We start from the raw sequence: 11707 nt of genomic DNA on the forward strand, positions 1-11707 counted from the left end.
GCTTTTGCTTGAACCTGCCGGGCAGGCATTTATCACAGGGCAGATGACGAATCCCGGTGAAACTTCCGCCCAGCGACTCCAGAATCACGATGGTATCCGCCGCCTCCCCAGCCCGCGAATCGAGATGTTTTCCTGCCGCGATTTTCTGTCAGCCGAACTGTGCCTGTCCCTGATGGATCTGATCGACCGTGACCGGCGCCCCTCCACCATCGCCGATCCCAATGGGGATGATTATTTCCGTACCAGCGAAACGTGCGATCTCGATCCGCAGCATGACGCGGTGCAGGAACTGGAAAAACTGCTCTTCGCGCTGAACGGTATCGACCCGGCGCATGGGGAGCCGGTTCAGGGTCAGCGCTATGAACCGGGACAGGAATTCAAAGCCCATACGGATTATTTTGAACCCAGCGGCCAGGATTTCGAAAAATTCTGTTCCGTCGCGGGGCAGCGGACATGGACCTTCATGGCCTATCTCAACACAGTGGAGGCTGGCGGCGCAACGCGCTTCAAGGTCGTGAAGAAGACGTTCCAGCCGGAACAGGGAACCTTGGTCTGCTGGAACAATCACCGCCCTGACGGCTCGCTCAACCCGGCGACGCTCCACCATGCGATGAAAGTGCGCAAGGGCGTGAAATATGTGATCACCAAATGGTATCGCGAAAGGCCCTGGGGATGAGCGGCCGCGGACTGGTCGCGATCTATCGCTGGCAGGTTGCGCCCTAGCATGAGGCGGATTTTCGATCCGCCTGGGAAGCCGCCACACGCGCACTACGCGCGGCAGGAGGACTGGGGTCGTTGCTTGGGCAAGCGCAAAATGGCGAGATGGTAGCCGTCGCGCTATGGCCCGATGCCGCCACAAGAAAGACGGCCTTCGCTACTATGGATGATAGCGTTGCCTGGCCGCCCTGCACCCGGCTGGAGCCAATCCTTGTCGATACGCTGAGCGATCAATGGGCGCTGGATGATTGGAGAATGATCAGCAATGGCGAATGATGTCAAAGCAGCGCAGTGCCATTGCGGCACCGTTCAGTTTTCCGTGGAAATGCCGGAGAACCGGCACGTCAGACGATGCAATTGCTCGATCTGTGCGGCCAAGGGATATGTGGCGCTCTATGTTCCACTCGCGGCGCTCACAGTGACGGACGGCGAGGAAGAGCTCGCAACATACAGTTTCAACACCGGAGCCGCAAAACACAGATTTTGCCGGAATTGCGGAATTCACTGCTTCCATCAGGCGCGCTCGGACCCTGGAATCTACGGCGTCAATGTCGCCTGTATAGAAGGCATGTCACCCTTCGATTTTCCCGAAGTGCCGGTGACGGACGGCCAGCACCACGCCAAAGACAATGATGGCAAGGTCCGCAGCGCCGGGGTCTTGCGCTTTATTCCGGCGAAGGAATAGATCGCGGACCACCCGAACCACGCCGCATACATGGTCTCGATGCCCTGCCTGTTGGACCACATGGCACAAATCGGTCTTCTCTCCCCACCCTCTCGACAAGGAACCTGCGGGGCTGGCAAAGGGTAGTCCTGTAAAGAGAGGCCTCCGCGTATGAGCGACACGTCACCATTCGATTTCCACGCCATGCATGATCACGGCTTCGTTCGCGTGGCCACCGCGACACCGCAGGTGCGCACGGCAGATGTCAGCTTCAATTGCGATGCCGTGCTGGAACAAGCCCGCGCAGCCCATGCGGCGAAGGTCGATCTGCTGGTCTATCCGGAATTGTGCCTGTCCTCCTACGCGCTGGATGATCTGCACATGCAATCCGCGCTGCTCGATGCAGTGGAGCGCTCCCTTGCCACCATCATTACCGAAAGCGCCGCCCTGTCACCGGTTTTGCTGATCGGTGCGCCGCTGAGGCATAATGGGAAACTGTATAATTGCGCACTGGCCATCGCCAATGGCGTTCTGATTGGCGTGGTGCCCAAAAGCTACCTCCCCAATTACCGGGAATTTTACGAGAAGCGCTGGTTCGCGCATGGCCGCAACATTATCGGCAAGACGATTGCAATTGCCGGGCATGAGGTGCCCTTTGGCGTGGATCTGATCTTTGCCTCAAAGCAATTGCCGGGTTTCATCTTCCATACGGAGATTTGCGAGGACTTCTGGTCCGCCGCGCCGCCTTCCACGCAGGGGGCATTGGCCGGGGCGACTATTCTGACCAATCTTTCCGCCTCCAACATCACCATCGGTAAATCGGAGGAGCGGCATATGCTGTGCCGCGCGCAAAGCTCGCGCGCTGCGGCAGCCTATATCTATTCCGCCGCAGGCCATGGTGAAAGCACCAATGACATGGCCTGGGATGGTCAGGGCGTGATTTACGAGCTGGGCGATTTGCTGGCCGAATCCGAACGCTTTGGCCTGGCGCCGGAACTCGCAATTGCCGATCTGGATGTGGACCGCATTATCGCCGACCGGATGCGATTGCAGACGTTCAATGATACGGCAGAGGCAGAAGGCAGGCCGGAGGATTATTTCCGCCGTATTGCCTTTGATCACCAGCCGGCAACGGGCGATATCGGCCTCATCCGGCCTATACGGCGCTTCCCCTTTGTCCCCAACCGGCAGCACCGCCTGGATGAGGATTGCTACGAAGCCTTCAATATTCAGGTCGATGCGCTGATGCGCCGGTTTCAGGCGAGCGGCGCAAAATGCATGGTCATTGGTATTTCGGGCGGGCTCGATTCCACCCACGCGCTGATTGTGGCGGCCAAGGTTTGCGACCGGCTGAATTTACCGCGGACAACCATTCGCGGTTACACCATGCCCGGTTTTGGCACTTCAGACAGCACTAGAAAAAATGCCTGGAAGCTGATGAAAGCCTTGGGCATTCTGGCCGATGAAATCGACATTCGCCCCACTGCCAACACGATGCTGGACAATATCGGCCATCCACACGCCGATGGTGAGCCAGTCTATGATGTGACCTTTGAAAATGTGCAGGCGGGGCTGCGCACGGATTATCTGTTCCGTCTGGCCGGGCACCATGGCGGCTTTGTCATCGGCACGGGTGATCTGTCAGAACTCGCGCTCGGCTGGTGTACCTATGGCGTGGGTGATCAGATGAGCCATTATGCGGTGAATGCGGGCGTGCCCAAGACGCTGATCCAATATCTGATCCGCTGGACCACCACGACCAGGCAATTTGACGAGGGTACGGATACGATCCTGCTCGACATTCTCGACACGGAAATATCGCCCGAACTGGTGCCCGCGGATGCAGATGGCGCGATGCAGAGCACCGAAAGCAAGATCGGCCCCTATGAACTGAATGATTTCTACCTCCATCACATCGTGCGCTTTGGTCAGCGGCCGTCAAAAGTGGCCTTCCTTGCCTGGCACGCCTGGCGCGATATTGCGGCGGGTGAGTGGCCTGCCGGTTTCCCCGAGCATGATAAGAATGCCTATGACATCGCCACCATAAGGCATTGGCTGAAAAAGTTTTTGCAGCGCTTCTTCGCCTTCAGCCAGTTCAAGCGCACGGCCATTCCCAATGGCCCCAAAGTATCCTCCGGCGGCGCACTCAGCCCGCGTGGCGACTGGCGCGCACCATCCGATGCGGTCGCGAAAGTCTGGCTCGACGAATTGCAGCAGAAAGTACCCGAAGGTTAATTCGCGCTCTTTCCTATATCGCCGGTCTATGGTTCCCTGCCCCCATGAACCGGCACCGCAATTCCCCCAAGCGCCCACGCCTTGTGCAAAGCGCCGTGAATTACGTTGCTATACAGTGTCACTTCCGTTCCACCCTTACGGAGAAACCCCAATAGATGGCTCGTCCCGCTATCCTCATCACCGGCGCCGCCAAACGAATCGGTGCCGCGATTGCCCGCCATTTTGGGGAGAATGGCTGGCATGTGATCGTGCATTACAATCACTCGCATGAGGCTGCCGAAACACTCAGCCGCAGCCTTCCTTCGGCAGAAACGATCCGCTGCGATCTGTCGCATTCCGGCGCGGGCGTCGCGATGGTGGAGGAGCTCGCGGACAAGCTGACCGATTGGCGTGTGCTGATCAATTCCGCATCGATCTTCCCGCCTGATGCAGTGAGCGAGATGGAGCCGGAAATTTTCGGTGACGTGATGCAAGTCAACGCCAAGGCCCCGGTGCGCATGGCCCAGACATTTCTGCGTCTGGCCAAGGCAGGCGGCGATGGCGGCCGACGGGTCATCCAGATCACCGATCAAAAGATCGCCAATCCCAACCCCGATTTCTTCAGCTACACGATGAGCAAACATGCTTTGTCTGCAACCATTCCGATGATGGCGATGGCAGCCAGCGAGGCAGACCGGATCTATGGAATCGCGCCGGGTGCCATTTTGCCCAGCCATGATCAGAGCGATGAAGAGGCGGAAATTTCCCATCGGATGAACCTGCTCCACCGCCGGACATCGGCGCAGGAAATCGCCGAGGCGGCCCTGTTCCTGAGCCATGGGCGGCTTGCCAGCGGTCAGACGATATTCGTGGATTCGGGGCAGCATCTGGTTCCGCAGCCCCGCGATGTCCTTTATCTCGCGCGGGAGCAGGCTTCTTGAGCAGATCCGCCCCTCCCCGGCCCCTGCACTCGCCTCGGCATAGGCTGACCACACGCCTGTGGCATTGGATCAATTTCGCCAGCGTGACAGTGCTGTTCATGTCCGGCCTCAATATCTCCAACGCGCATCCGCGGCTTTATTGGGGCAAGGCCGGGTTCGCCCCGGAGGATGCATGGGCCTTTATTCCCCGCTTCCCCGGCTGGGCGACCATCCCGAATTATTACAGTCTGGCGATCGCCCGCGACTGGCACATTCTGTTTGCGTGGATTTTCGCTGTCTCGCTGACCGTCTTCATGATCGTGTCCCTGATCAACCGGCATTTCTACCGTGATCTGACGACTCGGTGGCGGGAATGGCGGCCCGGCGCGATCGGTGCTGATATTCGCGCCCATCTGAAGCTCAATTTCGCTCATGGCGCGCGCAAGTATAATTTCCTCCAGCGCGCAGCCTATGGTCTGGTGATTTTCGTCATGCTGCCTTTGATGATCCTGACCGGCATGGCGATGAGCCCGGGCATGGAAGCATCCTGGCCGTGGCTGAGCGAGATTTTCCTTGGCCGCCAAAGCGCGCGATCAATCCATTTCCTCTGCGCCTGGGGGCTGTTTGCGTTTCTGATCCTTCATGTGGCGATGGTGCTGCTATCCGGGCCGATCGGTCAGTTGAAAGCGATGATTTTCGGGAAGGAGCCAGAATGAAACGCCGCAATGCCTTGATGGCCTTGGGCGCCGGTCTGATTGCTGGCTGCTCCAAACTGGCTGAAACCGGACCAATCGCCGGATTGATGGAGCGGGCCGAGGATTGGCACCGCACGGCCCAGCGCGCGCTGGGTGCGCGGCAGGCGCTGGCCCCCGAATATGATCGGTCCGATATATCCCCCTCCTTTCGCGGGAATGGCACCCGTGATCCGGCAACCGACTTCTACCGCGCAGCGCAGGCAGAAAATTTTGCCAATTGGACGCTAAGCGTTGGCGGGTTGGTCGGCCGCCCCTTGTCCCTGTCTCTCGCCGATATCCGCGCGCTGCCGCAGCGCACCCAGATCACCCGGCATGATTGTGTCGAAGGCTGGAGCGCGATTGGCGAATGGCAGGGGCCGCAGCTGAGCACCTTACTGGACATGGCCGAACTGGATGAAAGGGCGCGCTATATTGTTTTTCGCTGTGCCGACCGGCTGAATGGCGCAGAATATTATGAAAGTGTCGATCTAATCGATGCCTATCACCCGCAGACGATTATCGCCCACCGCCTGAACGGGGAGCCTTTACCGATGAAAAACGGCGCGCCGCTGCGCATGCGGATAGAGCGCCAATTGGGCTACAAACATGCCAAATATCTGACCGCGATCGAAGCGGTGGAAAGCCTTGAATCGGTAGGAAAAGGCAAAGGCGGCTATTGGGAGGATCGCGCCGGCTATCAATGGTACGCCGGGATATGACCGCAGAAATTTGAAAACTCCGCAGCAACTTGGTTAATCCCCTCTTGTGTAATGCCGCGCGGTAAATAATGTCATCGCCCATGTGGTTGCTAGACAAGATGCTTCGGAAGCTGATCCGCCAGGGGAAGCTTATCATTACCGATTATAACGGGAAGGTTTATGAATATGGCCCTTCACCGGAAGGAATGGAGAAAGGCCCGCTTCGGCTACGGCTGACAAACCGCAAGGCCGCGCGACACATCGCCACCTATCCCCAGGTCGGGGCGGGTGAAGCCTATATGTGGGGCTGGCTCGAAGTCGAAGAACCACACGACATTCGCGACATGATCCTGTTCGTCACCGAACAGGCGAAAACATTCGGTGACAAGGCGCTGCAGGCGCAGAACCCGCTCAAGAAAATCGCGCAAAAACTGGCTGCCAAGGCTGACAGCATCAACCTGAAATCCAAGGCGCGGAAAAACGCCGAACACACCTATAATCTGACGCGCCGCCTCTACGAACTCTTCCTTGACGAGGACCGCCAATATACGATGGGCTATTACCGGGACCCGGAAAATAGCCTGGAAAAGGCGCAGCTTGACAAGAAAGCCCACCTCGCCGCCAAAATGAACATCAAGCCGGGCATGAAAGTGCTCGACATTGGCTGCGGCTGGGGCGGTTTCGCGCTCTATCTCAACCGGACCTATGGTTGCGAAGTGCTCGGCGTGGCGCTGGCCCCTGATCAGATTGCCTTTTGCAAGGAACGCGCAAAGGCTGAGGGCGTGGACGACAAGGTCAAATTCGCACTGATGGATTATCGCGATGTCGAGGGGCAATTTGACCGGATCAGCTCGGTCGGCCTGCTGGAACATGTCGGTACACCGCATTATCCGCAGTTTTTCGAACATACGCAGCGTCTGCTTAAACCAGATGGCGTAATGATCGCCCATTGCTGCGGTCGCACCGGCCCGCCGGGCACCACCGATGCCTGGACACGCAAATATATCTTCCCCGGCGGCTATATCCCAGCTCTGTCCGAACTGGTCGTCGAAAGCGAAAAGGCTGGCTGGCAGGTGATGGATGTGGAGGCGATGCGCTTCCATTATTCGCTCACGCTGGAGGAATGGTACAATCGCACCGTCATGCATCACAAAGAAATCGTCGAGATGTATGATGAGCGCTTCTACCGCATGTGGCTCTATTATCTCGCCGGTGCCGAGCAGAGCTTCCGTCACGGCACGCTGGTCAACTGGCAGCTGATCTATGTGAAGGACCGCGAAGCCCTGCCGATGACCCGCGAATTCATCCATGAGGAAAGTGCAAGACTGCGCAGTCTGGAGGAACCGCCTCAATGGCACCTTGCCCAAGCTGCTGAATGACGGGCGAGATCCTGCAATATGTTCGAGGGCAGCTGACCGCAAGAATGGCGCGCCGGCTGCCCTTCCGAGTGAGTACTCAGGCTCACGCCAACACCAGTAATCTTGTGCCCCGATTGCCCCGATTGCTTCAGCATTGTCGCCAAGAAACGCGTCGGCACAATCATCAAAACAGCATGTGTGCCATTGAACAGCGGGCCTGCGCCTGATACCGGCTCAGCAATTCTAGCGGAGCAGAACTGAATGTCCGATATCAAACGGGTTGTCCTCGCCTATTCCGGTGGTCTCGATACGAGCGTGATCGCGAAATGGCTTCAGGTTACCTATAATTGCGAAGTCGTTACCTTCACAGCCGATCTCGGCCAGGGGGAGGAAATTGAACCTGCCCGCGAAAAAGCGCGCAATATGGGCATCCCTGATGAGCATATCTATATTGAAGATGTGCAGGAAGAATTCGTTCGCGACTTCGTGTTTCCGATGTTCCGCGCCAATGCCCGGTATGAAGGCGATTATCTGCTCGGCACCTCCATTGCCCGGCCGCTGATTTCGAAGCGCCTGATTGAAATCGCTCGGGAAACCGGCGCCGATGCCATCGCTCATGGTGCAACCGGCAAAGGCAACGATCAGGTTCGCTTCGAGCTTTCCGCTTACGCACTGGATCCTGATATCAAGGTCATCGCGCCGTGGCGTGAATGGGACCTGGTATCGCGCAGCGCGCTGATCGAATGGGCCGAAAAGCACCAGATCGCCGTTCCCAAGGACAAGCGCGGCGAAAGCCCCTTCTCAACCGATGCCAATCTTCTCCACACGTCTTCCGAAGGCAAGGTGCTGGAAGACCCGTGGGATGAGACCCCCGATTACGTCTATTCACGGACCGTGAACCCGGAAGATGCTCCGGATGAGCCGGAATATATCACCATTGATTTCGACAAGGGCGACGGCGTCGCGCTGAATGGCGAAAAAATGACTCCCGCCGTTCTTCTGACCGCCCTCAACGAATTGGGCCGCAAGCATGGCATTGGCCGTCTCGATCTCGTCGAGAACCGCTTCGTCGGCATGAAGAGCCGCGGCATGTATGAAACACCCGGCGGCACGATCTATGCCGTCGCCCATCGCGGGATCGAACAAGTGACGCTTGATCGCGGTGCAGCCCATCTCAAGGATGAGCTGATGCCGAAATATGCTGAGCTGATTTATAACGGCTTCTGGTTCAGCCCTGAGCGCGAAATGCTACAGGCCGCAATCGACCTCAGCCAGGAAAAGGTGAAAGGCACGGTTCGTCTGAAGCTGTATAAGGGCGGTGTCCATCTGGTGGGCCGCAAGAGCGCAGACAGCCTCTATTCCGAACGTCATGTGACGTTTGAAGATGATGCCGGCGCCTATGACCAAAAGGATGCGGAAGGCTTCATCAAGCTCAACGCCCTGCGTCTGCGCCTGCTGGCAAAGCGCGACCGCTGATAAATTGTTGAAATGGCGGGGAACCGATTCGTTCGGTCCCCGTTATTCCATGCTAACACGATCAAGCGAGACCTCGATGGGGCGGGATGCCCCTGATCGGGTGGCCGCTGTCGGCCACATCGTGTATACAATGGCACATGGCTAAATCTGCAAAACTGCTCAAGAAGCCCTTCGAAAAGGTCAAACGCTTGCGTTTGCGCCGTTCCTCCATGCCCAAGCGCTATGCAGTGCTGGCAAGCACCGGACTGACCGGTCTCGCCGTCGCTTTCGCTCCTGGTCATGCGGAACAGACCTCTCGTGAGGATATTGTCGCTGTGTCCAGCATGTTGCCGGGCGCGGATGATGAACTTCCCCGTTTCGAGGCAAACGGTGCAGAGGATGCAATGGACGCGTCCGCCCTGCCCGACAGTATTGCCAGCGAAGCAGAAGAGAGCGCTGAACAGGCTGCTCGTATTCTCGCCAGTGGTGAAGCCAGTTGGTATGGCCCGCGCTTTCGCGGCCGGCCAACGGCGAATGGCGAAACCTTCGACCCCACACAATTGACGGCCGCCCACCGCACCCTGCCCTTCGGCAGTAAGGTTCGCGTAACGGATAACCGCACCGGCAAGACCGTTATTGTGCGGATTAATGACCGGGGCCCCTATGCCCACAACCGCATCATCGATTTGAGCGAAGCTGCGGCACGGAAGATCGGCATTCATGGCTCAGGCCGTGGTCAGGTGACATTGGCGTTGCTTGACAGCTAAACAATTACCCAAGCCGGTCATTAACAGACGATCCCGAAGTAGATCGAAATTTCAGTCTCGTCGCTGTGCATGCAGCGGCGAGATTTTTTATGTGCGCTTCCCAATTTCAAACCGCAAAGGTGATCGCTGGGAATACTGGCTGCGACAGCCGAAAATAACAGCGCAACACCTGGTGGTGCTTTAGCAGGCTTCGGTGCCCATTTCCTAAGCCGTATGCCCCCGGTTGGAGCTCCCGCGCGACTGTCAAATTACCAATGTCCTTGATGCAGCGGAGCTCAGAGTTGACAAGCGATCGGGAAGTGGGCGAGAGCATATGGCATGAGCCATTCCAGACTCACCCGCCTTCTGAATAGGATCTTTCCTATCGCCGGATCCTGACCCTCGGTTCAACGTCCGTGTTGGATCGGGGGAAGAAAGACCGTGGGACAAGCCCCTTCCCTGCGAAGTGAGCACCTGCGGCGATTCCATTTCGCCACATACATTATCAGACCTGATCGGCTCGGATACTCCGGGCCGATTGGAGCGATATGTGGCGGGTTCAGAAGTTTCCATCCAATTACAGATCTTAATCGATCGGACTGGATGGCCAGAAGAGTTTGTTTCCCATGACCAGATCAACTTTTGTGCTCACGCATAAAGACGCGCAGATTATCGGGCGCACCGCACATGACCGACTTACCCCTCCCCCTTCCAAGGACATTCTGTCGAATAAAGTCGCATCGGCAGACGTGGTGTCACAGGACAGTGTGCCAGATAATGTGGCCACGCTGGGCAGCAGAGTGCTCTATCGCATCAATGATGGAGCGCTCGAAGAAGGACGACTTAGCCTGTGCAAGAGAGAGGGCGTTCAGGGCACCATGCTGCCGCTCAATTCCCTGCGCGGAGCAATGCTCATTGGGATGGCTGAAGGCCAGCGAGCCGAATTCCGCGATTATCAGGGCGCCGACCATGTCATCGTATTGGAAAGCGTCTGTTTTCAGCCTGAGCACAGGCTTGCCCGCGCGGCTTGACCTTCGCGCACAGAGCATTGGGGGCCGGGCTTCGTGCCCCGCCCCCAAAGGTATCACCTCTTGTCTCGTCAGTTCACTGACGGGACGTCTGTTTCAACCGATTGTTGCTTGACCTTCCTGATGGAAAGTCGCCGCTTCTGCCCTGATCGGTCCGGCCACATTATCGACTGGCCAACACGCAAACCGATTAATCCGCAGCCAACCAGCGACAGGATCGAAATCCTGTTTTCCTCGATACGCGCATGGCGAGGGTAGACCAACTGCATCGAACGTACCGCACCCGTCGCTTCATCGACGAACTCTGCGGTCGAGCCTATTCGGATCACATCGTCCGGCATGCGACTTTCGGGGACAAGTTTGGCGCGCCCGATTTCATCGAGCAGCAATTCGCATATCTGCGGCGACGTCTTCTCGACGCCAAGCGCAAGATTGGCGAGGCTGTCGGCCTCTTTCTCGGTCAGCATGATAGCGGGACGCCTCGGCGTCTTCTGATTTGTCATGGTGGATTCTCTTCACGGATTTTCGGGATGGCGCGAATGATATCGCGAAAGCTTCACGTGCCCCGGTGCCCGGCGCACGCGCAACCGAACCCGGGGTCAGATGCCCGCGAGAATCTGGCCTCCGTGAAGGCGGATGCGATTGAAGATGGTTTCACCCAGCATCGCGCGATGATGATGACTGCGCTTTTGCAAGTCAACCTCGGGTAACTCTACCGGCAATTTCGATCATGGAGATGAAGGTCGCAAGGCCGCGATCACAATAAATGGTGACATAGCCAAGCAGGGGGGGCTTCTGACACAGCTGGAGTGTGTATCGGCCTGCTGAACGACAAATTAAACATTCGGAGAATTGGTGCACCCGACATGAATATGATGGGCACTGTAATCACTGGGAAATTACTGTTCCGTTGAACGGCTGATGCGGAGCTGCACCAGATCTCATTCATTGCATGATCTTTTCAAGACGAACGACATCGTACCTAACGCGGACACCGTTTGACGGTCTGCAATTCAGGACGATCCGGAACGGCGGCTTTTGGGGATGCCGAATGGGATAGCGGACGTTCCAGACGGCGAGCCGGTGCGTCAGCTTCGCGCCCTAATTTCGGACGTCCGAGCTCTGCCAGAGAATGCCCGAAAGCGGACCGGCAGCTATTCGCCGAGAGCCACG

General features: G+C 57.6%; 12 protein-coding genes. 10 read left to right on the plus strand and 2 right to left on the minus strand.

Annotated elements, in window-relative coordinates; translation table 11 throughout:
- The first annotated feature begins 43 nt into the window (after window positions 1–43).
- The 10 genes from GRI91_RS03985 to GRI91_RS04030 all read left to right on the plus strand — a co-directional run bounded on the left by GRI91_RS03985 (window position 44) and on the right by GRI91_RS04030 (window position 10537).
- Entirely contained in the window at window positions 44–676 is a 633-nt protein-coding gene (locus tag GRI91_RS03985; RefSeq protein ID WP_160735285.1) for a prolyl hydroxylase family protein, read from the plus strand.
- A 306-nt stretch (window positions 677–982) separates the two neighbouring features.
- Window positions 983–1402 (plus strand): GFA family protein, encoded by a 420-nt coding sequence (locus tag GRI91_RS03990; protein WP_160735286.1) that lies wholly within the window; start codon window positions 983–985, stop codon window positions 1400–1402.
- A gap of 150 nt (window positions 1403–1552) precedes the next feature.
- A complete protein-coding gene (locus GRI91_RS03995) occupies window positions 1553–3616 on the plus strand; it encodes an NAD(+) synthase (protein ID WP_160735287.1) in 2064 nt (687 codons plus the stop codon).
- A gap of 155 nt (window positions 3617–3771) precedes the next feature.
- Window positions 3772–4536, plus strand: a complete 765-nt coding sequence (locus GRI91_RS04000; RefSeq protein WP_160735288.1) for an SDR family oxidoreductase — start codon at window positions 3772–3774, stop codon at window positions 4534–4536.
- Window positions 4533–5231, plus strand: a complete 699-nt coding sequence (locus GRI91_RS04005) for a cytochrome b/b6 domain-containing protein (RefSeq protein ID WP_160735289.1) — start codon at window positions 4533–4535, stop codon at window positions 5229–5231. The genes GRI91_RS04000 and GRI91_RS04005 overlap by 4 nt, the downstream gene beginning before the upstream one ends.
- Window positions 5228–5968, plus strand: a complete 741-nt coding sequence (locus GRI91_RS04010) for a molybdopterin-dependent oxidoreductase (RefSeq protein WP_160735290.1) — start codon at window positions 5228–5230, stop codon at window positions 5966–5968. The genes GRI91_RS04005 and GRI91_RS04010 overlap by 4 nt, the downstream gene beginning before the upstream one ends.
- A gap of 68 nt (window positions 5969–6036) precedes the next feature.
- Window positions 6037–7326 (plus strand): SAM-dependent methyltransferase, encoded by a 1290-nt coding sequence (locus GRI91_RS04015; RefSeq protein ID WP_237437621.1) that lies wholly within the window; start codon window positions 6037–6039, stop codon window positions 7324–7326.
- A gap of 240 nt (window positions 7327–7566) precedes the next feature.
- On the plus strand, window positions 7567–8781 hold the full coding sequence (locus tag GRI91_RS04020; protein ID WP_160735291.1) for an argininosuccinate synthase: 1215 nt from the start codon (window positions 7567–7569) through the stop codon (window positions 8779–8781).
- 137 nt (window positions 8782–8918) lie between these two features.
- Window positions 8919–9527, plus strand: a complete 609-nt coding sequence (locus GRI91_RS04025; protein WP_237437622.1) for a septal ring lytic transglycosylase RlpA family protein — start codon at window positions 8919–8921, stop codon at window positions 9525–9527.
- Window positions 9528–10132: 605 nt separating this feature from the next.
- The gene (locus GRI91_RS04030) at window positions 10133–10537 is read left to right on the plus strand and encodes a GreA/GreB family elongation factor (protein ID WP_160735292.1); all 405 of its coding nucleotides are present in this window, start codon (window positions 10133–10135) and stop codon (window positions 10535–10537) included.
- A 68-nt stretch (window positions 10538–10605) separates the two neighbouring features.
- Here the strand turns inward: GRI91_RS04030 and rnk are convergent, their stop codons facing one another.
- On the minus strand, window positions 10606–11037 hold the full coding sequence (gene rnk, locus GRI91_RS04035; RefSeq protein ID WP_160735293.1) for a nucleoside diphosphate kinase regulator: 432 nt from the start codon (window positions 11035–11037) through the stop codon (window positions 10606–10608).
- Between the two features lie 479 nt (window positions 11038–11516).
- A partial coding sequence (locus tag GRI91_RS15985) for a hypothetical protein (RefSeq protein ID WP_237437623.1) occupies window positions 11517–11707 on the minus strand: 191 nt, incomplete at its 5' end.

The sequence above is a fragment of the Altericroceibacterium endophyticum genome (assembly GCF_009827595.1).
Classification (GTDB): Bacteria; Pseudomonadota; Alphaproteobacteria; order Sphingomonadales; family Sphingomonadaceae; genus Altericroceibacterium; species Altericroceibacterium endophyticum.

What these genes read in the sequence shown, in the direction of transcription:
- GRI91_RS03985 (WP_160735285.1), top strand. Translation starts at nt 44, where the DNA reads ATGACGAATCCCGGTGAAACTTCCGCCCAGCGACTCCAGAATCACGAT.
- GRI91_RS03990 (WP_160735286.1), top strand. Translation starts at nt 983, where the DNA reads ATGGCGAATGATGTCAAAGCAGCGCAGTGCCATTGCGGCACCGTTCAG.
- GRI91_RS03995 (WP_160735287.1), top strand. Translation starts at nt 1,553, where the DNA reads ATGAGCGACACGTCACCATTCGATTTCCACGCCATGCATGATCACGGC.
- GRI91_RS04000 (WP_160735288.1), top strand. Translation starts at nt 3,772, where the DNA reads ATGGCTCGTCCCGCTATCCTCATCACCGGCGCCGCCAAACGAATCGGT.
- GRI91_RS04010 (WP_160735290.1), top strand. Translation starts at nt 5,228, where the DNA reads ATGAAACGCCGCAATGCCTTGATGGCCTTGGGCGCCGGTCTGATTGCT.
- GRI91_RS04015 (WP_237437621.1), top strand. Translation starts at nt 6,037, where the DNA reads ATGTCATCGCCCATGTGGTTGCTAGACAAGATGCTTCGGAAGCTGATC.
- GRI91_RS04020 (WP_160735291.1), top strand. Translation starts at nt 7,567, where the DNA reads ATGTCCGATATCAAACGGGTTGTCCTCGCCTATTCCGGTGGTCTCGAT.
- GRI91_RS04025 (WP_237437622.1), top strand. Translation starts at nt 8,919, where the DNA reads ATGGCTAAATCTGCAAAACTGCTCAAGAAGCCCTTCGAAAAGGTCAAA.
- GRI91_RS04030 (WP_160735292.1), top strand. Translation starts at nt 10,133, where the DNA reads ATGACCAGATCAACTTTTGTGCTCACGCATAAAGACGCGCAGATTATC.
- rnk (WP_160735293.1), bottom strand. Translation starts at nt 11,037, where the DNA reads ATGACAAATCAGAAGACGCCGAGGCGTCCCGCTATCATGCTGACCGAG.